Annotated in this window: 19 protein-coding genes; 1 reads left to right on the top strand and 18 read right to left on the bottom strand. The window is 66.4% G+C overall.

Annotation, left to right across the window (positions count from 1 at the left end; translation table 11 throughout):
• Nucleotides 1–25 precede the first annotated feature (25 nt).
• From M5C98_RS14635 to cyoA, 9 genes are all read right to left on the bottom strand, one after another.
• On the bottom strand, nucleotides 26–3,775 hold the full coding sequence (locus M5C98_RS14635; protein ID WP_272548171.1) for a non-ribosomal peptide synthetase: 3,750 nt from the start codon (nucleotides 3,773–3,775) through the stop codon (nucleotides 26–28).
• Between the two features lie 850 nt (nucleotides 3,776–4,625).
• Nucleotides 4,626–5,174: a hypothetical protein gene (locus M5C98_RS14630; protein ID WP_272548170.1), complete on the bottom strand. Its 549-nt coding sequence runs from the start codon at nucleotides 5,172–5,174 to the stop codon at nucleotides 4,626–4,628.
• Nucleotides 5,175–5,336: 162 nt separating this feature from the next.
• Nucleotides 5,337–5,873 (bottom strand): response regulator transcription factor, encoded by a 537-nt coding sequence (locus tag M5C98_RS14625; protein WP_272548168.1) that lies wholly within the window; start codon nucleotides 5,871–5,873, stop codon nucleotides 5,337–5,339.
• Nucleotides 5,863–7,200 (bottom strand): ATP-binding protein, encoded by a 1,338-nt coding sequence (locus M5C98_RS14620; RefSeq protein ID WP_272548167.1) that lies wholly within the window; start codon nucleotides 7,198–7,200, stop codon nucleotides 5,863–5,865. The genes M5C98_RS14625 and M5C98_RS14620 overlap by 11 nt, the downstream gene beginning before the upstream one ends.
• On the bottom strand, nucleotides 7,184–8,008 hold the full coding sequence (locus tag M5C98_RS14615; RefSeq protein WP_336298504.1) for an SURF1 family protein: 825 nt from the start codon (nucleotides 8,006–8,008) through the stop codon (nucleotides 7,184–7,186). The genes M5C98_RS14620 and M5C98_RS14615 overlap by 17 nt, the downstream gene beginning before the upstream one ends.
• Before the next feature lie 44 nt (nucleotides 8,009–8,052).
• Entirely contained in the window at nucleotides 8,053–8,481 is a 429-nt protein-coding gene (cyoD, locus tag M5C98_RS14610; RefSeq protein ID WP_272548166.1) for a cytochrome o ubiquinol oxidase subunit IV, read from the bottom strand.
• Entirely contained in the window at nucleotides 8,478–9,119 is a 642-nt protein-coding gene (gene cyoC / locus M5C98_RS14605) for a cytochrome o ubiquinol oxidase subunit III (RefSeq protein ID WP_272548165.1), read from the bottom strand. The genes cyoD and cyoC overlap by 4 nt, the downstream gene beginning before the upstream one ends.
• A complete protein-coding gene (gene cyoB / locus M5C98_RS14600; protein WP_272548164.1) occupies nucleotides 9,112–11,115 on the bottom strand; it encodes a cytochrome o ubiquinol oxidase subunit I in 2,004 nt (667 codons plus the stop codon). The genes cyoC and cyoB overlap by 8 nt, the downstream gene beginning before the upstream one ends.
• A 54-nt stretch (nucleotides 11,116–11,169) precedes the next feature.
• Nucleotides 11,170–12,249, bottom strand: coding sequence for a ubiquinol oxidase subunit II (gene cyoA, locus M5C98_RS14595; protein ID WP_272548163.1), 1,080 nt, complete (start codon nucleotides 12,247–12,249; stop codon nucleotides 11,170–11,172).
• A 175-nt stretch (nucleotides 12,250–12,424) separates the two neighbouring features.
• On the opposite strand from cyoA, the gene M5C98_RS14590 reads away from it, so the two are divergent.
• Nucleotides 12,425–13,765 (top strand): MFS transporter, encoded by a 1,341-nt coding sequence (locus M5C98_RS14590; protein WP_272548161.1) that lies wholly within the window; start codon nucleotides 12,425–12,427, stop codon nucleotides 13,763–13,765.
• Between the two features lie 234 nt (nucleotides 13,766–13,999).
• Here M5C98_RS14590 and tolA read toward each other — a convergent pair whose 3' ends face one another.
• The 9 genes from tolA to M5C98_RS14545 form a co-directional block, all read right to left on the bottom strand.
• Nucleotides 14,000–15,001 carry a cell envelope integrity protein TolA gene (tolA, locus tag M5C98_RS14585; RefSeq protein WP_272548160.1) on the bottom strand — a complete coding sequence of 334 codons (1,002 nt, stop codon included), beginning with the start codon at nucleotides 14,999–15,001 and terminating at the stop codon, nucleotides 14,000–14,002.
• A gap of 52 nt (nucleotides 15,002–15,053) precedes the next feature.
• Nucleotides 15,054–15,479, bottom strand: a complete 426-nt coding sequence (locus M5C98_RS14580) for an ExbD/TolR family protein (protein WP_272548159.1) — start codon at nucleotides 15,477–15,479, stop codon at nucleotides 15,054–15,056.
• A 20-nt stretch (nucleotides 15,480–15,499) separates the two neighbouring features.
• Nucleotides 15,500–16,204, bottom strand: coding sequence for a protein TolQ (gene tolQ / locus M5C98_RS14575; RefSeq protein ID WP_272548158.1), 705 nt, complete (start codon nucleotides 16,202–16,204; stop codon nucleotides 15,500–15,502).
• Nucleotides 16,201–16,653, bottom strand: coding sequence for a YbgC/FadM family acyl-CoA thioesterase (locus M5C98_RS14570; RefSeq protein WP_272548157.1), 453 nt, complete (start codon nucleotides 16,651–16,653; stop codon nucleotides 16,201–16,203). The genes tolQ and M5C98_RS14570 overlap by 4 nt, the downstream gene beginning before the upstream one ends.
• Nucleotides 16,654–16,661: 8 nt before the next feature.
• Nucleotides 16,662–17,846, bottom strand: coding sequence for a pyridoxal phosphate-dependent aminotransferase (locus M5C98_RS14565; RefSeq protein ID WP_272548156.1), 1,185 nt, complete (start codon nucleotides 17,844–17,846; stop codon nucleotides 16,662–16,664).
• Between the two features lie 106 nt (nucleotides 17,847–17,952).
• Nucleotides 17,953–18,537, bottom strand: coding sequence for a transcription antitermination factor NusB (gene nusB / locus M5C98_RS14560; protein ID WP_272548155.1), 585 nt, complete (start codon nucleotides 18,535–18,537; stop codon nucleotides 17,953–17,955).
• Nucleotides 18,534–18,998: a 6,7-dimethyl-8-ribityllumazine synthase gene (gene ribH / locus M5C98_RS14555; protein WP_272548154.1), complete on the bottom strand. Its 465-nt coding sequence runs from the start codon at nucleotides 18,996–18,998 to the stop codon at nucleotides 18,534–18,536. The genes nusB and ribH overlap by 4 nt, the downstream gene beginning before the upstream one ends.
• 3 nt (nucleotides 18,999–19,001) lie before the next feature.
• The gene (gene ribBA, locus M5C98_RS14550; RefSeq protein ID WP_272548153.1) at nucleotides 19,002–20,123 is read right to left on the bottom strand and encodes a bifunctional 3,4-dihydroxy-2-butanone-4-phosphate synthase/GTP cyclohydrolase II; all 1,122 of its coding nucleotides are present in this window, start codon (nucleotides 20,121–20,123) and stop codon (nucleotides 19,002–19,004) included.
• Nucleotides 20,124–20,270: 147 nt separating this feature from the next.
• Entirely contained in the window at nucleotides 20,271–22,004 is a 1,734-nt protein-coding gene (locus M5C98_RS14545; protein WP_272548152.1) for a DUF2235 domain-containing protein, read from the bottom strand.
• Between the last annotated feature and the right edge of the window lie 53 nt (nucleotides 22,005–22,057).

Genomic DNA, 22,057 nt, shown 5'->3' with positions numbered 1-22,057 from the left:
CCAAGAACCCAAGAAACCGATGGGATCAGCCTGCGGTGCCCGCCTGCGTCCGCGCCTTCGATGACGACTCGAGCAATTGCCGCGCGTAGCGGCCTACGGAGGCAGCCAGCGCTCCATCGTCCCCCCGTGCCATGGACTGCTCCAGCGCCGTGCACGCGTCGCGGCGGAACAGGCGGGGGTTGTCGGTCAGCAGTCCGCTGAGGGCGCGTGCAAAGGCCTGCTCGTCGCCTTCGGCGGGCAGCAGGCTGCGTAGCAGTGCGAGCGCGCGGGGCGCTCCCGCAGCCATGGCTGCATCGAGCCGCTCGACCCAGGCCGTGCAGGACACCTGGGGCATGGCGGCTCCAGCGCCTTCGAATACCGTCTGAAACGCCACGCGTTGGGGATGCAGAAGGTGGAAGGTGCGGCCCCATGCCTGGGGCGAGCGCATCGCCAGGGCCACGCGGCGCGCAACGTAGTCCGCCGGCGACCAGTCGGACACGATCTCGGTGGCGGGCCGGACACCCAGGTGCGCGATGGCGGCCAGCAGAAAGTGGGTCAGCGCGCGCTCGTTGGGCCGCTGGAGCGTGCCCTCGGCTGCTGCCGGCATGACCTCGCCCAGCCGGTAGATCGACACCAGGGCGCCTTGTTGGCGAGCGGCATCGAGCAGGCGCTCGGCCACCCATTTGGAGCGGCTGTAGCCGCTGACAGGCCGCACGCCCTGGGCGAGGTCGAAGTCCTCGGCCAGCGGCGCCGGCTGCAGCGCGGCGTGCCGGTCCAGCGTTCCCAGTGTGGAGATGTGATGCAGCGGTTTGGCGCGGCCCTCCAGCGCCAGTCGCAGGGCCTCTTTCGTGCCCAGCACGTTGGTGGCGCGGTGGGCCCCGTAGTCGTACAGGAAGTTGACCATGGCACCGCAGTGCAGCACGGCATCGCAGTCCCGCGAGAGCCGGCCCCAGGTTGCCGCGTTCAGGCCGAAGGCCGGCTGGCCCAGGTCGCCCGGTACGGCCATCAGCCGTGCGGCAAAGTCGGGCCGCCACAGGCCCTGGCGCTGCAGGGCCTCGTGCAATGCCACTTGGGCATCGCCGGTGTATCGGCACAGGGCGTGTACCGTCGCGGTCGGGTCGCTGGTCAGGATCTCGTGGACGAGGTGGCCTCCGACGAAGCCCGTGGCACCCGTCATGAAGATGCTCGACGGCAGCTGCGGGGCGGCGTCGCCCGACCAGTGCGCCGCAACCCATCCCGGCGACAGCGCGGCGTCGTGTTCCATGGCGGATTCGTCGGGCCCGTCGGCGTTGCAGGCCGCTGCATGGCCCTGTTTCGCGGCAATGCAGGCGGCGATCTGCCGTGCGGTGGGTTGCCGCATCAGCTCGGCGATGCGCACGGGCACGCCGAAGCGTTTTTCCAGCGACACGATCAGCGACACCGCCTGCAGCGAATCGCCCCCATGGTCGAAAAAGGCATCGTCAGGCCCCAACGAAGGCTGGCGCAATTGCGTCCGAAAGGCCGCAAGCACGGCATCGGCCAGCGGTGCGTTCCAGTCTTGCGGCCGGGCCTCGTCCGGCTGCGCGGCCGGGGCTGGTTGGTCCAGGCGGTTCAGCAGCGCCTTGCGGTCCAGCTTGCCGTTGTCGGTGGTCGGCATCTCGGCGAGCACCACGATGTGGCGCGGCACGGTATGGCGTGGCAGCGCGCTGCGCAGGTGCGAGGCGAGGGCATCGCGCGTCAGGCGCCGGTCGCCCGCGGCAAACAGGGCCAGCGCGCGTTCGTCGCCTTCGCCCACGGTCATCGCTTTGGCTTGGGTGACGCCTGGGCACTGCTCTGCGGCGCTTTCGATCTCGCCCAGCTCGATGCGCACCCCGCCGACCTTCACCTGAAAATCCCTGCGCCCCGAAAATCGCAGCCGGCCGAGGCTGTCGAAATAGCCAAGATCGCCAGTGCGGTAGAGCTTGGCCCCGGCGATGGCGGCAAACGGGTTGTCCACGAAGGCTGCCTCGGTCCGAACCGCATCGTCCAGGTAGCCGTTGCCCACGCACACACCGCCGACCAGCAGTTCACCCCGGGCGCCAGGCGGCAAGGGCCGCAGCGCCGCGTCCACGACAACGACATGGCAGTTGTCGATCGGCCGCCCCAGCGGGATGGACAGCCCATCGGCATCCTCCACCGGATGGAACACCATGCCGATCGATGTTTCCGTCGGACCGTAGGCATTGGTGATGCGAAGCTCGGGCAGGATGGCGCGCAGACGGTGCACCATCTGGGGCGTGATCTCCTCGCCACCGACCACCAGTTCGCGCAGCGTGGCGAGCCGGTGGCGGACCCCATCGCTGTGCTCCGCCAGCACCACCAGCTGGTTGAACACGCTGGGCACGAAATCCGTCATATCGACGCGGTGCCGGGCAATGGTCTCCACCGTGCATTCGAGGTCGAGGTGGGCACCCTCTTGCGGAATGACGGTGGTGCCCCCGGCCGTCAGCGGCCAAAATAGCTGCCATACCGAAGAGTCGAACGTGTGGCGGGTGTTCTGCAGCACGCGCCGGATGCCGCCATCGCGATGGAAATAGCGTGTCATGAACTGGAACCGATTGGCCAGTCCGCCATGGTTGTTCATCGCGCACTTCGGCCGGCCGGTGGTGCCGGAAGTGAAGATGCCGTAGATGGCTTGCTCCGGAGCGATGCGTGCCTGGATCGGTGCGGCCGAAGCCCCGTCGAGACGATCGATGTCAACCCGCAGCGCCCGGCCCTGGTGGCCCGTCGGCACGGCAGACAGGTCGGTGCAAAGCACGGCAGGGCCGTTCAGTGCCTCCAGGGCTTGCAGCCGTCGCTCCACCGGCCAGCCGGGGTCGAGCGGAACGAAGGCGGCGCCCAGCTTCATCAGGGCGAAGTAACACACGGGCAGTTCCAGGCCATTGCCCATCAGCACCGGCACGGGTGCCGCGGGCCCGACCCCCCGGGCTGCCAGCACACTGGCCAATGCATTGGCCTTGCCGTCGAACTCCCGGTAAGTGAGGGCCGAATTGCCGAACAAGTACGCTACATCGTTGCCGTGGCGCTGTGCCGATTGTTCCAGCAGATAGGGAATCGGGATGAATGGCCCATATTCATGGGAATGGCCCGAAAGAATATTCAGGGCATATTGCAGCGATGCGGTTCCAATGCCTGCGGCCTGTGACGCGGAAATATTTTCATCCGCCATCATGGTGCATAAAATTTCCAGGTAAATCTCCGCGATGGCATTGCAGGCCGGTGCCGCAAAATCGCCGGCCTCGGCAATGACGATGGCCGACGCGACCCCATTTCCCAGTTGGCAATGGATGAGAATCTTGGCACTGCCGATGTCTATTTCTGCAGCGTGATCCGCCAGTTGCACCATTAATGCACCGTTTTCGGGCGTTGCTTCTGATAAATCGAGCAATGCACCGGTTTGGGTTGCAGGGCATTGCCGCCAGTGCCCGTCCACATCGGCGGGCCAGCACGCACGGAACACCGGCAAAGGGGGGGCCGGCTGGACCGCAAAGCCCGATTGGCCCAGCATGCGCCCGGAGCGCCAAAAGTCGAGGACCGCCACTGGCAGCTGCAGATCGAGCCGATCGCACAACTCGAAGGCGGCCACTGCCGCCAATGCCCTCAGGCCGACCCGCGCTTCGCCATCCGGCAGGGCGTCGGCAGGGCGCGAGTACTGTCCCAGAACGTGGCTGCCAAGGGAGTACGCGGCACCTGCCGCTGCTTTGTCCGGATGGTTTTCTGCGGGTTTTATTGAAACCTCGAACGGTTCGAGGCGGGCGTTCTCAGTAGCGATCGACAAACTGCTTGATTCCACCTGCATTGGAAATTCCCCAGTGTTGTTTTCCATTTTCTAAAAACCATGCCTTTGGCGGCTTCAAAGCGGATCAATACCGTTTTGAAAACGAGCGGGAAAGCTTCGCCCCACTGGGAGTAATCCCAGCAGATTAATGCATTCCATGGTTTTCTGAAGATCCCCGATCCCGTGCTTTTGGCTGATCTTATTTTTCGGGGGTTTGTGTTGCAGGCCCAGTTTGTAAAAAAACAGGTTTGCTTGTCGATGCTTTGTTTGCTCTTTATTTGTATTAAATGTAATTTAATGTTTCGGTAACTGATTGGCAAATTGTCTGTTTGCCTTTGCTATAAAAGCCAGGCCAGTTCAGTGCATGACTGGTCGCCTCTTTTGGATTTGTTAGCGAATCTGGCGATGGATATCCCATTCGGTATGCAATTTGCTCAGCCATTCGGCTTGCTTTTCCCGCCAGAAATATGGGGGTCAGCGCATCCGGGCCACAGATTCGCCCGCCGCCGATTTGCTGGATTGCCCTGCCTGAGGCGCCATGCCCGACCTGCCATCAAGGATTTTTTGTGGGTGGATCGGTGCGATGGGGAAGAGGGCTGAGCGCACTTTGCTCGGCTTCGAGGCCCTGGGAAGGGCAGCCCGATCCCGATGCGAAAGGTGCATCAGAATGGCGGCGCTTGGGGTTCGCGGCCCCGAGTTGGATGGGGGGCGCCGCTCCAATGCTTTGAGGCGGCGCGTGTGCTTTTGCTGGACAGCCGCAGGCTGACGGGCCCACACGCGCGCTTGGTGGAAGAGCCCTGGATGGAGCGGCTGCAGCCCCCCCGGGATGGCAAAAATGTGGGTTTGAGGCTTAGGGTTTCGCCGCAGCGGCAGGGGATTTTGCTGGCGGCGCCAAGGGATACCGGATGGCGTCCGGCGGCCCCAGCACGGCCATTTGGTCGATCACCGTGACCACGTCTGCCGTCTCTGCCAATTGCTTCACGAAGGCTTGCCGGTCGAAGTCGGCGGTCACGCAGCCCTGCACGTAGATGATCCGCCGCTGGAGCATGAGCCAGAGTGTCGATTTGCTTTCCCACTGTGTCTGGTCGGCAATGTGGGTGAGGCGGCGTTTCACCGCTTCGTTGATTTCACTGTCATAGCGGTAGCCGCTGGAGAGCCGGCAGGTGCCCTGGATGTAGCAGCTGTTGCCGCGTTCGGCGCGGTAGTGTTCCTCGCGCTGCCATTCCTGCTGCGTCAGCAGCGGGCCCAGCGGTTGCGGGCAGTTCGCCACCGCGCGGGACACCTGAAAGAAGGGATCGTTGCCCCAGTTGCGCAATTCTTCCTCTGCGCGAACGGGAAAAACGAACGCCATGGCGAGCATGGCGCTGGTGGCAAGGCGTGCCTTTTCATATCGCTTCATGTATTTCCTCCCGTGGATGCCGGCGGTCTGTCCATGCCCTGAATGGCGGCATTTGCCGTGCCTTGCAATTTTGCAACAGACTGCAGCCAGGCCCCTCGGTGTCCAGCGTACCTCTGCCCGCCTTCGCACTTTGGCAGCGCACCACCGTTGCAGGCAACGGGCTCAGTTCACGCGGCGCTTGTCCAGCTTGCGGGCCAAGGTGCGCCGGTGCATGCCCAAGCGCCGCGCGGTTTCGGAGATGTTGAAACCGGTTTCGGCCAGCACTTCGTGGATGCGTTCCCATTCCAGCGTCTTGATCGAACTGGAGCGGTTGGTCAATTCCACCTCGATGTTGCCTTCGGTCAGGCCGAAGGCGGCCTCGATGTCGTCGGTGTTGGAGGGCTTGGCCAGGTAGTGGCAGGCGCCGAGCTTCACGGCTTCCACAGCAGTGGCAATGCTGGCAAAGCCCGTCAGCACGACGATGAGCATGTCTTCGTTGGTGGAGTGCAGCTTCTGCACGCAGGCCAGGCCCGAGGCCTCGCCCTTGAGCTTCAGGTCCACCACCGCGTAGCCGGGCTTGTGTGCGTCCAGCAGGGCTTCCACCTCGGGCAGGTTGGCGGCATGCAGCACGCGGTAGCCGCGCCGTTCGAACGAGCGCGCCAGCGTGCGTGCGAAGGCCTCGTCGTCCTCCACGATCAGCAACAGGCGGTCAGCGTCCATGGTTCGGGGTCTCCTGCAGCGCGACGGCTGCCAGCGGAAGGGTGATCGTGACGGCGGCGCCGCCGGCCGCGCGGTTGCGCGCGGTGATGGTGCCACCCAGGGTGCGCGCCACATTGGTGGCCAGGTACAGCCCCAACCCGCCGCCCGGCCGGCCCTTGCTGGATTGGTAGGGCTTGCCCAACTGCTCCAGCATGGCCGGGGCGAAACCGGGGCCGGCATCGGTGACGGTGATGAGCAGGGCATCGGCCTCCTGCTCAGCCGCCAGGCCCACCCAATGCGGCGACGCATCGCGTGCATTGTCCAACACGTTGAAGACCATCTGCTGCAGGGTGACATCCGAGACCATGGGGCGGTCTTCGCCGAACTGGTTGTCGTAGGCGAACGTGCCCACCGGCCGCGTGCTGCGCCACTCCTCGGCCAGTTGGTCGAGAAAGGTGCACACGGTGGTCTGCATCGATTCCTCGCCCCGCGTCTCGCCGGCCGACAGCAGGATGCCGCTCACGATGGTCTTGCAGCGCCGCACCTGGGCCTGCATCTCGGCGATCTCGGCCTGCAGTTCGGCATCCTGCGCCAGGGCGGGCATGCGGCGCCAGTCGCCCAGGATCACGGCCAGGGTGGACAGCGGCGTGCCCAGCTCGTGGGCCGCGCCGGAGGCCAGCAGCCCGGTGCGCACGATGTGGTCTTCTTCGGCGGCGCGTTGGCGCATGGTGGCCAGACGGGCGTCGCGCTGGCGCAGGTTGCGGCCGATGCGCGTGATGAAGATCACCAGCAGCACGGCGTTGAGCATGAAGCACACGAGCATGCCCAGCACGTAGGGGCTGTACAGCCCCCGGTCATGGTCCAGTGGCAGGGCGAGCGGGCGGCTGAACAGGGCCAGGCCGCACAGGCAGGCCACCGTCATCGCGACGATGGTCCAGGTGTAGCCCGCGCGCAGCAGCACGGCGGCCAGCGTGACCTGCAGCAGGTACAGGAAGACGAACGGGTTGGTGGTGCCGCCGCTCAGGTAGAGCTGGGCGGTGAGCATGGCCACGTCCACCACCATGGCGAAGAACAGCTCCACGTTGCGCACCCGGCGGCCGATGCGCCAGCGCAGCAGGCTGGCCGTGTTGAACACCACCAGCGCGCCCAGCACCATCAGCATGGCTTGCAGCGGCAGGATGATGCCCAGGCTGTAGTGCACCACCTCGATGGTGAAAAGCTGCCCGATCACGGCGATCCAGCGCAGCTGGATCAGCTGCTGCAGGTTCTTGAGCCCGGTGGAGTCCGCCACCGCCGCCCGCGTGCGCGGCGCGGGCCTTTCGGCCGAGGCGTCAGAGGAGAGCGGCATCGGCGGTGGGTGAAGCGTGCTGCTGGCGGCGCCTGCGGTCGTCGCGCCACACGTACCAGGCGCCCGCGGCCACCATCAGGGCCAGCGTGTACCAGGTGATGGCATAGACCAGGTGGCTGTTGGGAAAGCGCACCACTGTCAAACCGCCGACAGGCCATTCGAGGGCATCCGCAGAAGCCCCCGTGGCCGTGGCCACGTTGGCGGAGCGCGGGGCTGCGTCCTCGTCCACGAAATAGGGAGCGATGGGCGCAATGCCGCGGGATGCGGCGATGGCGGGCACATCGCGGGAGAACCAGCGGTCGGCGGCGGGATCGTTGTGCCGCAGAAAGCCGCCTTCGGGTTCGCTCAGCCGCAGCAGGCCATTCAGCTCGGTCTCGCCTTGGGGCGCAGGGGCGGTGCGTGCGGCGGGGTCGCGCGCCTGCGGCGGCACAAAGCCCCGGTTGACCAGCACGGTGGTGCCATTGGCCTGCCGCAGCGGCGTCACCACCCAGAAGCCCGCGCCCAGCGTGGTATTGGCCTGTACCAGCGCCTCCTTGGCGTGGTCGAAGGTGCCGCGCAGGCGCACATGGCGGTATTCGGATTCGCGCGCCACATCGGGGCTGCGCTGCCATTCGGCGGGGGAGGGGGGCGCGGTGGGAGCGGCATGGATGCGTTGCTCCACGCGCTCGATGAGATCCAGCTTCCAGGCGCGGCGTGCCACTTGCCAACTGCCCAGCGCCACGAGCGTGGCGAACACCAGCAACGCGCACACCCCCATTGCAGCCAGCCAGGCCCGGGAGCGGGGCGGGGCGGGCCTGTCCGCGCCCATGGCGGGCGCGGGAGAGGGTGCAGCAGCGCTGCCGTGGATCTGGGTCAAGGCATGTTCTTCATGTCGTGGATCGACATGGGCATCATGTTGTGGTTGAGGTGGAACATCACCCACAGCGAGCCCGCCAGCGTGATGACCACCAGCACGATGGTGAAGACCAGCGCCAGCATGTTCCAGCCGCCTTCGGACTTGGTGTTCATGTGCAGGAAATACACCATGTGAACGACGATCTGCACCGCGGCGAAGCCCAGGATGACCAGGGCCGTGGTGCTCGATTGTTCGAACACCTTGCCCATGACGAGCCAGAACGGAATGGCGGTCAGGATGACCGATGCGACGAAGCCGATCACGTAGTCGCGCATGGAGCCGTGGCTTGCGCCATCGTCTTCATGGTGGTGGTCGTGGTGGCCATCGTCGCTGTGCTGGCCGTGGTGGGTGTCGGTGAGGTTTTGGTGGTTGTGGGGGGTGCTCATGGCAGGACTCCCATCAGGTAGACGAAGGTGAAGACGCCGATCCAGACCACGTCCAGAAAGTGCCAGAACATGGACAGGCACAGCAGGCGGCGGCGATTGGCCGGGTTCAGGCCGTGCTTTTTGAGCTGGAACAGCAGCACGACGAGCCAGATGATGCCGAAGGTGACGTGCAGGCCGTGCGTGCCCACCAGGCCGAAGAAGGCCGAGAGGAACGCGCTGCGCTGCGGGCCTGCGCCTTCGTGGATCAGGTGGTTGAACTCATACAGTTCCAGGCCGATGAAGGCCGCACCCAGCAGGCCGGTGATGGCCAGCCACACCATGGTGTTGGTGAGCTTCTTCTTTTGCATCTCCAGCATGGCGAAGCCGTACGTGATGGACGACAGCAGCAGCATGGACGTGTTCAACGCCACCAGGGGCAGGTCGAACAGGTCCGCGCCGGAGGGGCCGGCGGCGTAGCTGCGGCCCAGCACGCCGTAGACGGCGAACAGGCACGCGAAGATGAGGCAATCGCTCATCAGGTAGATCCAGAAGCCCAGCAGGGTGCCGTTCTGGGGGTGGTGCTCTTCCGTCAGGTGGAAGACCGGCTTCGCCGGGGCGCCCGAGGCGCCGGGGTGGTGGAGTGCGGTGGTATCAGACATGGCTGGCCAGGAGACGGGTGCGATCGGCTTCGGTGCGGGCAATGGTGTCCGCATCGATGTAGTAGTCGCGTTGGTAGTTGAAGGTGTGGGCGATGCTCACGATCAGCAGGGCGGCGAACGACACGCCGGCCAGCAGCCACATGTGCCAGATCAGCGCGAAGCCCAGCACCGTGCAGATGCCGGCGATGACCACGCCAGCTGCCGTGTTCTTGGGCATGTGCACCGGGATGAACCCGCTCAGCGGACGCTCGTAGCCGCGCTGCTTCATGTCGTGCCAGGCATCGTTGTCATGCACCTGCGGCGTGAACGCGAAGTTGTAGGCAGGTGGCGGCGACGAGGTGGACCACTCCAGCGTGCGGCCGCCCCATGGGTCGCCCGTCGTGTCGCGCAGGGCTTCGCGGTTGCGCCAGCTGACCACCAGCTGGATCAGGAAGCTGCCGATGCCCAGGGCGATCAGCACCGCGCCGAAGGCGGCGATCTGGAACCAGATCTGCAGCGACATGTCTTCGAAGTGGCTCATGCGGCGCGTGACGCCCATCAGGCCCAGCACGTACAGCGGCATGAAGGCCATCCAGAAGCCGATCAGCCAGAACCAGAACGAACACTTGCCCCAGAACGGGTCGAGCTTGTAGCCGAAGGCCTTGGGATACCAGTAGTTGATGCCGGCGAACAGGCCGAACACCACGCCGCCGATGATCACGTTGTGGAAGTGGGCGATCAGGAACAGGCTGTTGTGCAGCACGAAGTCGGCCGGTGGCACGGCCAGCAGCACGCCGGTCATCCCGCCGATCACGAAGGTCACCATGAAGCCGATGGTCCACAGCATGGGCACCTCGAACTTGATGCGGCCCTTGTACATGGTGAACAGCCAGTTGAAGATCTTCGCCCCGGTCGGGATCGAGATGATCATGGTCGTGATGCCGAAGAACGAGTTCACGCTCGCGCCCGAACCCATCGTGAAGAAGTGGTGCAGCCACACGAGGTACGACAGGATGGTGATCACCACCGTGGCATAGACCATGGAGGCGTAGCCGAACAGCTTCTTGCGGCTGAACGTGGAGACGACTTCGGAGAACACGCCGAACAGCGGCAGGATCAGGATGTAGACCTCGGGGTGGCCCCAGATCCAGATCAGGTTCACGTACATCATCGAGTTGCCGCCGAAGTCGTTCGTGAAGAAGTTGAAACCGGCATAGCGGTCCAGCGACAGCAGCGCCAGCACGGCCGTCAGCACCGGGAAGGCGGCGACGATCAGCACGTTGGTGCACAGCGAGGTCCAGGTGAACACGGGCATCTTCATGAGGCCCATGCCGGGCGCGCGCATCTTCACGATGGTCACCAGCAGGTTGACCCCCGAAAGCAGCGTGCCCACCCCCGCGATCTGCAGCGACCAGATGTAGTAATCCACCCCCACATCCGGACTGTGCAGGATGCCCGAGAGCGGCGGATACGCCAGCCAGCCGGTCTTGGCGAACTCGCCCACGAACAGCGAGGCCATCACCAGCACGGCGCCGCTGGTGGTCATCCAGAAGCTGAAGTTGTTGAGAAACGGGAAGGCCACGTCGCGCGCGCCGATCTGCAGCGGCACCACGTAGTTCATCAGGCCCGTGACCAGCGGCATCGCCACGAAGAAGATCATGATCACGCCGTGGGCGGTGAAGATCTGGTCGTAGTGGTGCGGCGGCAGGAAGCCGGGGTTGTCGCCGAAGGCGATGGCCTGCTGCATCCGCATCATGATCGCGTCGGCAAAGCCGCGCAGCAGCATCACCAGCCCGAGGATGATGTACATGATGCCGATCTTCTTGTGGTCGATGCTGGTGAACCACTCGCGCCACAGGTAGCCCCATAGCTTGAAGTAGGTCAGCGCACCGAGCACGGCGATTCCGCCGAGGATGACGGCGGCGAACGTCGCGATCAGGATCGGTTCGTGCAGCGGGATGGCCTCCCAGGAAAGGCGGCCAAAGATGAGTCGTGTGAGGTCTGTAGGATCGGACATCGGAGGTCGCGTGCCGTTGGCGCGTGAAAAGTGAGGGGTCTGAACGCGTGCCGCTTAGATCGGCTGCGTGACAGGGGCCGGGGAGGCCGACGCGGCGCCCTCGGGGTTCGTGACGGTACACATGGCGCCCACATAGCTGCGGGCTGGCGTGCCCGCCAGGCCCAGGCGCGAGCGGGTCGCTTCGTCCAGCGAGGCCACGTTGAACGAGCCGGGCTTGCCCAGGCCGCCATTGGCGTCGATGGCCATCATGTCCTTCATGCACATGCGGTTGGCTTCCACGCAGCGGTTCAGGATGGCGTCATACAGGCCAGGGGCCACCGTGGCCCAGCGGCGCACGGGGTCGCGTTCGCTGGGCTTTTCCAGCTGCAGGTAGCCGTCGCGGCCCAGTTCGCCGCCGGCATCCTTGGCCTGCTTGACCCACTGGTCGAAGCCTGCCTGGTCCACGCCATGGAAACGGAAGCGCATGCCCGAGAAGCCCGCGCCGCTGTAGTTGGCGGAAAAGCCTTCGAAGTTGCCGGGCGCGTTGATCACAGCATGCAGCTTGGTTTCCATGCCTGGCATGGCATAGATCTGGCCGGCCAGCGCGGGGATGTAGAACGAGTTCATGACCGTCGAGGCGGTGATCTTGAACTGGATCGGGCGGTCCAAGGGCGCGGCGATCTCGTTCACCGTGGCGATGCCTTGCTCGGGGTAGAGGAACAGCCACTTCCAGTCCAGCGCCACCACCTCGATCACCAGCGGCTTGACGCCTTCCGGCACGGCACGGCCTTCGCTGATGCGGTCCAGCGGGCGGTAGGGGTCCAGCTTGTGGGTGCTGACCCAGGTGATCGCCCCCAGGGCGATGATGATGGCCAGCGGCGCCGACCAGATGATGAGTTCCAGCCCCGTGGAGTGGTCCCAGTCCGGCTGGTACTCGGCCTCGGTGTTGGCTTGGCGGTAGCGCCAGGCGAACAGGAAGGTGAGGAAGATCACCGGAACGATGATCAGCAGCATCAGGACGGTCGAGACGATGATCAGGTCGCGCTGCTGCGCGGCGATGTCGCCGGAAGGGCTGAGCACGACGGCATTGCAGCCGGCTAATAGCGCGGCAGCGGGAACCGCGAGCAGTCCGCGAAGTCGGTGGGTGGAGGGCATACCGGGCAAGAAAGGTGGAAGGCGGCACGAATGGCCGCGGGAAGGCATCGAATCTACGTGAAAACCAGTGTGGTGTGAATGGGACGTTTTGTCCTACATTGGGTTGCGGCTGCCAGCGACAGGTTCGGTGGCCCGTCAAAGCAAAAACTGCTGGTGCATTTACAGGAGCACGCCGATGACCACATTGACACAGCATTTTCCCGGACCTTCATCGCGCGCCACCACGGAAGAAGACTCCCGGCCGGTACAAAACGGACATTCCCCGGTCGCCCCCGAGGAGATCGCGATCGGTGTGGTGATCGGCCGCGCTTCCGAGTATTTCGACTTCTTCGTTTACGGCATCGCCTCGGTGCTGGTCTTTCCCACCGTGTTCTTTCCCTTCGTGGACCGGCTGCAGGGCACCCTCTATGCCTTCGCTGTCTTTTCGCTGGCCTTCGTCGCTCGTCCCTTCGGCACGGCGCTGTTCATGGCCATGCAGCGCCGCTGGGGCCGTGGCACCAAACTGACGGCCGCGCTGTTCCTGCTGGGCTTTTCCACCGCGGGCATGGCTTTCCTGCCCGGGTATGAAAGCCTCGGTGCCTATTCCATCGTGCTGCTGGCTCTTTTCCGCATCCTGCAGGGTGTGGCGATGGGCGGCTCCTGGGACGGATTGCCCTCGCTGCTGGCGCTGAACGCGCCGGCCAGCCGCCGTGGCTGGTACGCCATGCTGGGCCAGCTGGGGGCGCCGACGGGTTTCATCATCGCCAGTGCGCTGTTCCTGTTCCTGCATGCCAGCCTGTCCAATGCCGACTTCATCTCCTGGGGCTGGCGCTATCCGTTCTACGTGGCTTTCGCCATCAACGTGGTGGCCCTGTTCGCCCGCCTGCGCCTGGTGGTGACCGATGAGTACACCAAGCTGCTGGAAGAGCGTGAACTGGAGCCCACGCCCATCGGCGAGATGGTTCGCACGCAAGGCTACAACGTCTTCATCGGCGGCTTTGCGGCACTGGCCAGCTACGCGCTGTTCCACCTGGTGACCGTGTTCCCCCTGTCCTGGGCGGCCCTGTACCCCGAACAGCCGATCAACGACGTGCTGTTCGTGCAGTTGATCGGCGGCGTGCTGGCCATCGGCAGCATGATCGCTTCAGGCGTGATCGCCGACCGCCTGGGCCGCCGCACCACGCTGGGCGTGCTGGCAGTGATGATCGCCGTTTACAGCGGGTTTGCGCCCACGCTGATCGGCGGCGGCGCCGTGGCGCTGGATGCATTCATCCTGATCGGGTTCGTGCTGCTGGGCCTGTCGTACGGCCAGGCGGCCGGCGCGGTGACGGCCAATTTCGCTTCCAAGTACCGCTATACCGGCGCGGCCTTCACCGCCGACCTGGCGTGGCTGGTGGGCGCGGCTTTCGCACCGCTGGTGGTGCTGGGCCTGTCCGCACACTTCGGCCTGTTCGCGGTGAGCCTTTACCTGCTGTCGGCAGCGGCCTGCACGCTGGGGGCGTTGAGCGTCAACCGCATGATCGAGCGGCGCGACTGAGATCGGCCCGCGGACGGAAGGCGGGGCTGGCGCCCGGCGCCGACCGCCGCCGTTGACGGGATTAGGGGTTTGCTATTAAAAATATAGCGATATGCCCTAGAAGAATATGGGCTTCAAGCTGATTTGGCTTGAAGCCCTTTTTGCTGGGGCGACGATTGCCCTTGCAAGGATGGAGGGTTGTCGGCCGGCCTGTGCCCGCCCCCCGGAGCAGCCGGGGCTAGATGCGGCCAGGCCTCAATCCCGTGGACGGAACCCGATGACGAGGGAAGGAGGCACCCGCCCGTCCACATCGCGCGGCAGGGTCTCGGTCTTGTCCAGCGCGCGCATCACGGCGTCGTCCCAGGCCTTGTTGCCGCTCGACTTGGTGATGCGGGTGCCCACGATGGTGCCGTCGGGCGAGGCCCGCACTTCCACCTCGGTGCGCAAGTTGTCCGAGATGGCATCGGGATAGACGATATTCGGCTTGACCTTGGCCGCCACCTTGCCGCCATAGCTGCCTGATGGGCCGGAGCTGCGCTGCGCGCTGCCCGTGGCGGTTTCGCCGCCCGTGGCCCCGGCCAGGCCCTGCATGCGGCGCAGGTTTTCCTGGCGCAGGGCTTCGGCTTGCTTGTTCTGTGCGGCCTCGGCCTTGCGCTTTTCTTCGGCCTTGCGCTTGTCCTCGGCCTGTTTCTTCTGCTGCTCCTGGCGGTCCTGCTCGGCCTGCTTTTCGCGGCGCTCCTTTTCCGCCTTCTCGCGTTCGGCCTTGTCGGCTTTCTCGCGCTGTTCCTTCTCTTTTTCCTTTTGCTGGCGTTCCTTCTTGTCCTGCTCGGCCTGTTCCTTGCGCTCACGCTCGCGCTTTTCGCGCTCGGCCTGCTGCTGGCGTTCCTTCTTTTCCTGCTCCAGGCGCTTTTTCTCGCGCTCGATGGCGATGTCGGCCTCGCGCGTGTCGGGCTCGGCCTTGGGTGGCGGAGGGGGGGGAGGCGGCGGCGCCGGTGCCGGGGGAGGCGGGGGCGGAGCGGGGGTGGGTTCGGGCTGCGGCGTTGGCGGCGGCGGCACGTCGCGGGGTGCCGCCTGCTGCGGCACGGCGGACCACAGTTCGGCCTCCACGGCCGGCATGTCCGCGCTGGTCTTCCAGTTCACGCCCCAGGTGAGGGCGCCCAGCAGCGCCGCGTGCACGAGCACGGCCAGCGCCACGGCGCGCAGGCGCCCGGGCGGACGGGTGGGGGCGAACTGGTCGCGGTCGTTGGAGGCGTGCATGCGATCGAAAAAAGGCGAAAACGGGCGGCGGATCAGGGCGGCGAGCGCCCCTTTAGCCGCCGGACTTGACCGACAGGCCCACGCGCTGCACACCCGCCCTTTGCAGGGCATCCATGGCCTTCACCACGGATTCGTAGGTCACGGTCTTGTCGGCGCTGATGAGGATGGGCGTATCGGGCGGCTGCGTGGCCTGCCAGGCCTTGGCGGCGGCACCCAGGCCTTGCAGGGTGATCGGGCGCTCGGCGTCCCCGGTCTTGAGCTGCAGGCTGCCGTCCTTCTGGATGATGACCTGTCCGAACGACTTGGGCGGCTTGGCGCCCTTGCCGACGGAGGGCACGTTGATGGCGCTGGGCGTGAGCATGGGCGCGGTCACCATGAAGATGATGAGCAGCACCAGCATCACGTCGATGAAGGGCACCATGTTGATTTCGTTGATGGTGCGGCGCCGGCCGCCGCCGCGTGAAGCCATTGCGGGCATGCTGCTGTCTCCTGTGCTGCTCAGTGGCCCGAGGCGGACGACGTGGGCTGCGCGCCCAGGTTGCGCTGCAGGATGTTGGAGAACTCCTCGATGAAGGTCTCCTGCTGGATGGCCACGCGGTCGATGTCGCGCGCGAAGCGGTTGTAGGCGATCACGGCCGGAATGGCGGCGAACAGGCCGATGGCCGTGGCGACCAGCGCTTCGGCGATGCCCGGGGCGACGGTGGCCAGGGTGACCTGCTCCATGCCGGCGAAGCCCGTGAAGGCGTGCATGATCCCCCACACGGTGCCGAACAGGCCCACGTAGGGCGACACGGAGCCCACGGAGGCGAGGAAGGACAGGCTGGACTCGACCACGTCCATCTCGCGCTGGAAGCTGGCGCGCATCGCGCGGCGGGCGCCGTCGAGCAGCGTGCCGGCGTCCGAGATGCGGCGCTCGCGCAGTTTCTGGTACTCGCGCATGCCGCTGGCGAAGATGCGTTCCATGGGGCCTGCGTTCTTGGCGTTCTGCGCGGCGCTGGAATACAGGTCGTTCAGGCTGGTGCCCGACCAGAACTCGCGCTCGAAGTCTTCGTTGAGCGACTTCACGCGCTTGAGGGAAAACAGTTTTCGGAAGATGGCGGCCCAGCTGGCCACCGACACGCCGATCAACAGCAGCATGACGAGTTGCACCACCCAGCTGGCGTTGAGCACCAAATTCAGGATGGACATGTCTTGGGAGTTCATGATGAGAGTTGTTCCAGAAGGGGGCCCGGGATGCGTGCGGGACGCAAGGTGGCGGCATCGACCCATCCGATGCGGATGGTGCCTTCACACAGTAGCACGGGCGGGGATTCGGTCATTTGCTCTGGTTTCAGGAGCGCTTGCTGGCGTATTGTCAGGGATGCCCGGCCACCCTCTTGCAAAGAGGCCGTAACAATCAGTTCATCGTCGAGGCGTGCCGGCCGCAGATAGCGCAGCCGCGCGTCCGTTACGACAAACATGCCGCCCGTGAGTTCCCGCAGGTTCTGCTGCCCCAGGCCCAGCGAACGCAGCCATTCGGTGCGGGCGCGCTCGAAGAACTTGAGGTAGTTGGCATAGAACACGATGCCGCCCGCGTCCGTGTCTTCCCAGTAGATGCGCAAGGGCCACGCGAACGGGACGGACGGAATGGCGCGCGCGTTCTCCGTTGCCATGCCCGCCTTCATCCGAGCAAGGTGCGCAGGCGGGCCACGGATTCTTCCAGCTGCGCCATCGAATTGGCCGTGGAAAAGCGCACGAAGCGCTGCGGCTCGAACGCGCCGAAGTCGCGGCCCGGCGTGACGGCCACGTGGGCGCGGCGCATCACCTCGTAGGCGAAGTCCCAGCTGCCCGCAACGCCCAGGCGCTCGGCGGCCTGCGTGCAGTCGGCCCAGGCGTAGAAGGCGCCGTCCGGCACCACGGGCACGGGCAGGCCCAGCGCCTGCAGCGCGGGAATGAAGTAGTCGCGCCGGGCCTTGAACTCGGCGCGGCGGCGCTCGTATTCGGCGATGCTGTCGGGCTCGAAGCAGGCCAGGGCCGCATGCTGCGAGACGGTGCTGGCGCAGATGAAGAGGTTCTGCGCCAGCCGCTCGACCACGGGCACCATGGCCTCGGGCACGACCATCCAGCCCAGCCGCCAGCCGGTCATGTTGAAGTATTTGCTGAAGCTGTTGATGCTGATGATGTTCTCGTCGATGGCCAGCGCCGTGTGTCCGAAGCGCTCCTCGTACGACAGGCCCAGGTAGATCTCGTCGATCAGCGTCACCCCGCCGCGCGACTGCACGGCCGCGTGGATGCGGCGCAGCTCCTCGGGTGCAATGGAGGTGCCGGTGGGGTTGGAGGGCGAGGCCAGCAGCACGCCGCGCGTCTTCGGACCCCAGGCCGCCTCGACCTTGGCGGCGCTCAGCTGGTAGCGCTCTTCGGGCGTGGTGGGGATGAGCACGGCCTTGCCTTCCGCTGCGCTCACGAAGTGGCGGTTGCACGGGTAGCTCGGGTCGGGCATGAGGATCTCGTCGCCCGAATCGATGAGGGCCAGGCAGGCCAGCTGCAGTGCCGCCGAGGCCCCTGCCGTTACCACGATGCGCCGGGCCGGCACCTGCACGCCGAAGCGGTCGGCATACCAGCCGCTGATGCGCTCGCGCAGCGGCTCCAGACCCAGGGCGTTGGTGTACTGCGTGGTGCCGCGCTGCACGGCGCGGGCGGCCGCTTCCTGCACCAGGGGGGGCGCGGTGAAGTCGGGCTCGCCGATGTTCAGGAAGATCATCGGCTCGCGCGTGCCCGCGACCTCGCGCGCCAGCGCCTGGGCGGCCTTGGCCACTTCCATCACATAGAACGGTTCGATGCGCTCGGCGCGCGAAGAAAATTGCATGGTCTGTTCCTGCCCGCACGGCGCGTGCGTGGGCGTTGACGTGGGGAGGGGCGGGCGAGGCAGTCCGGCAACGGGGCGCGCGGCCCCACGCCCATGCCCATCGCGCTCAGGCGTTGTCCGCCGGGGCTTCGGGGACCTGGCTGGCGGGAGCCTGGGGCTTCGCTGCGCTCTTGTCGGCCGCGACCTCGGAGGCGCGCAACGTGGGGGCCAGGCCGTTGAGCACGCCGTTCACGTACTTGTGGCCGTCGGTGCCGCCGAATTCCTTGGCCAGCTCGATGCACTCGTTGATGACCACGCGCCATGGCACGTCCAGGCAGTGCTGGAACTCGTACACGCCGATCCACATGGCCGCATGTTCGATGGGCGAGATCTCGGCCATCTTGCGATCGAGCTGCGGCGTGATCAAGGCATCGAGCGCCTCGGCCGATTCGATGCAGCCGTGCAGCAGCGCGTCGTAGTGGGCGGCATCGGCTTTGTGAAAGCCGGACAGGTCGCGCGTGAAGCTGTCGATGGCGGTGGCATCGTTGCGTCCCACCAGATGCTGGTAGAGCGCCTGCAGCGCGAACTCGCGGGCACGGCTGCGGTTGGATTTGGAGGCGGCCTTGCGGGCGCCGGTGCTGGTCACGCCGGTGCGCGCCTGGCGGGGCGGGCGCTTGGCGCCGCCGGGGTGGGAAGAGGTGGAATCGCTCACGACAGTTCCTCCAGCAGGTTGGCCATTTCCACGGCCACGCGGGCGGCGTCCTGGCCTTTTTCGGTCTGGCGGGCGATGGCCTGCGCCATGTTCTCGGTGGTGATGATGGCGTTGGCCACCGGCACGTGGTAGTCGAGCGAGATGCGGCTCACGCCCGCGCCCGATTCGTTGGCCACCAGTTCGAAGTGGTAGGTTTCGCCGCGGATGATGCAGCCCAGGGCGATCAGCGCGTCGTATTCGTCGCGCTCGGCCATGGCCTGCAGCGCCACCGGCACTTCCAGCGCGCCGGGCACCAGCACGTGGTGGATGTGCTTTTCCTGCACGCCCAGCGCCAGCAGCTCGGCGCGGCACGCCGAGGCCAGGGTGTTGGTGATGCTCTCGTTGAAACGGGCCTGCACGATGCCGATGTGCAGCTTCTTGCCGTCGAGCTTGTCCGATGTTCCTTTGTCTGCGCCAAACATGTCTTATTCCTTGGGAAGGTATCCGGTGATCTCGAGGCCGTAGCCCGCCATGCTGGGCATGCGGCGCGGCGGGCCCATCAGTTGCATCCTGTGCACGCCGCATTCGCGCAGGATCTGTGCGCCCACGCCGTAGGTGCGCAGGTCCATGCGGCCTCGTTCGGGCGCGTGGGCCGAGCGGGCGCGGCCTTCGAACTGCTCCAGCAGCTGGTCGGCGCTTTCGCCGCAGTTGAGCAGCACGGCCACGCCCTGGCCCTGGGCTGCGATGTATTGCAAGCTGCTGTCCAGGCCCCAGGAGTGCATGGAGCGGTTGACTTCCAGCGCGTCCAGCACCGACAGGGGCTCGTGCACGCGCACCGGCACGCTGTCGTCCGGGCCCCACTGGCCCTTGACGAGCGCCAGGTGCACGGCCTGGCTGGGCTCGTCGCGGAAGGCATGGGCGGTGAATTCGCCGAAGGCGGTCTGCAGCGCGCGCGTGCCCACCTTGCGCACCAGCGATTCGTTGCGGCTGCGGTATTCGATCAGGTCGGCGATGGTGCCGATCTTGAGGCCGTGCTCGGCGGCGAAGGTTTGCAGATCGGGCAGGCGGGCCATGGTGCCGTCGTCCTTCATGACCTCGCAGATCACGGCGCTGGCGCTGCAGCCGGCCATGGCGGCCAGATCGCAGCCGGCTTCGGTGTGGCCGGCGCGCATCAGCACGCCGCCGTCCACCGCCTGCAGCGGGAAGATGTGGCCGGGCTGCACCAGGTCGGCGGCCACGGCGTTCGGCGCCACGGCGGCCTGCACGGTGCGGGCGCGGTCGGCCGCCGAGATGCCGGTGGTCACGCCTTCCGCCGCCTCGATGGAGGCGGTGAACGCCGTGCCCATCTTGGTGCCGTTGCGCGCCACCATCGGCGCCAGGTTCAGCCGTTCGCAGCGTTCGCGGGTGAGGGTCAGGCAGATCAGTCCGCGGCCGAAGCGCGCCATGAAGTTGATGGCCTCGGGGGTGACGTGGTCGGCGGCCAGGACCAGGTCGCCTTCGTTCTCGCGGTCTTCCTCGTCCACGAGGATGACGATGCGCCCGGCGCGCATCTCGGCCACGATGTCTTGCACCGGCGAGATCGGCGCAGGGGTCAGGGGGGTGTTCATGGAGGGCTGGGCTTTCGGTGGGCCGCGCGGGTGGCGTGCACCGCACGCTGATCCGGTCGCGGCCCGGGCAGGGCCGCCTCCAAAGAGCGGGCGGTGCGGCGCTGGCCGCACGGTGCGGGAGCGCTCTGCGCCCCAAAGGCGGCGATTTTAGTGCAGTTGGGGCGCGGGCGAGGCGGGCCGCGTCCGGCTGCCCTCGCGCCCGGCCAGGGCACCCGCCACCATCACCCACGCCAGCAGCAGCAGGGACAGCAGCTTGATGCTGCTGGCCACCGTCAGCACGGTGGGCCAGTTCGGGTGGTGCATGTGCAGCGTGGCGTAGTTTTCCGCGATGTCCGACAGCACCAGCGCGCCCATCGCCCAGTGCGCATGGCGGTAGAGCCAGCCCTGCGCCCGGCCCGGCGGCACGGCCCGCGCGACCAGCCGCCGCAGGGACCAGGCCACCGGATAGGCCAGCCACAGGGCGTAGCTCGCAAGCAAGGCCCAGTCCCAGGCGATGGCGCGGCGCACGCCGTCGGTGCCGCCGCAGACCACGCCCCAGCCGGCATGCCAGTGCGCCGACACCTGAAAGCTGGAGGGCAGGCCCTGCACCCACCCCGGCGCGGCCCCCAGATCGCAGGCGGCCTGGCCGGCCTGGAACGTGATGGCGAACAGCACGGCCGTGATGATCGCCAGCGCCACGCCCAGCCAGCGCCAGGGCTGCGTGCGCGGCACGGTGTTGGCGGGCACGGCGCCGTCCACCGGGCGGGCCGTGGGGTCGATGAAGTCGCTGGGAAAGCGCTCGCGCGCGCTGAGCCCGGTCCAGACCCAATAAGGGCAGTCGTAGGCCTGGTCGTGCATGGCCGTGAGCGGGTCGCCGGGCTGCAACTGCCCCCGGTCCACGCGCAGGCCTTGGGCCAAGGCCTCGTCCACCATCCATTTCAGCGTGAGGTTGGACAGCCCGTCGCGCGCGTACGAGCCACCCACGTCGCTGTGCACGCCGCGGAACCAGCGCTGGTCGTAGCTGCGCCAGGGCCGATCCTTATCCGTGAAATGTGGATCGTCGTAGCGGCGGGGCGAATACTTGCTGCGCGATTCGTACAGCGACATGGCATGGCGCACATGGGCGAAGCGCTTGCGGGCGAATTTGGCGGAGTTGGTGATCTTGATGCCGCCCAGCAGCCCGAGGCCGATGGCCTCCACCGTGTCCCACACGCCCACGAAGTGCACGAGCGGCGTGCGGCCGAGCGAGAAGTTGTCGATCACGTCGCGCGCGAAGGCCTCGCGGCTCTTGGTGCCGGCCTGGTTCTTTCGGTTGATCGGCGCGAAATAGGTGCGCACCAGGCTGTCGATGAGCGGCAGGCCCTCGGTGTGGATGAGGCCGTACATGTTGATCATGCCGGCCACTGCCCGCGCGGTGAACGCGCCGCGCGAGAAGCCGAACAGGTAGATGCGGTCGCCCGGCCGGTAGGTGTGCACGAGGAACTTGTAGGCCTCGGCGATGTTGGGGAACACGCCGTTGCCCAGTGCCAGCCCGGCCAGTTGCCGCAGCTTGTTTTTGGCCCTCGATACGACCCCGTCCGCCGGGAATTCGTTGGTGGTGCCCACGCCGGGGTCGTAATAGACCAGTTGCGTGGGCCCGCTGCCCGATGCGTCCCGGCCCTTGCCTAGGATGCGCAGCAGCTTCACCACGTTGGTGTCCTGCTGGTTGCCCAGGATGTTGCCGGTGCCGTCGAACAGCAGCACGAGGTTGCGGCCGGGCTGCGTGGCCCATTGCGCGTCCGCGGCGATGCATTCAGCCAGGATGGCCTCGCGCGTGGGGGCCTGGTCGGCGCCCTGCGGCGCGTTGGTGGCCGTCGCGGCCTTTTCGGCCTTTGTTGCCGACGGATGGTCGTTGGCGTTCATGGTGTCCCTCCCTTCATTGCAATGAATGTCGGAGGATTCTGGGCGAGGAACGT

This window comes from Acidovorax sp. NCPPB 3576 (assembly GCF_028473605.1).
Taxonomy (GTDB): Bacteria; Pseudomonadota; Gammaproteobacteria; order Burkholderiales; family Burkholderiaceae_C; genus Paracidovorax.
The sequence above is the reverse complement of the archived record's forward strand: the minus strand, read 5'-3'. Positions and strand labels throughout refer to the sequence as shown.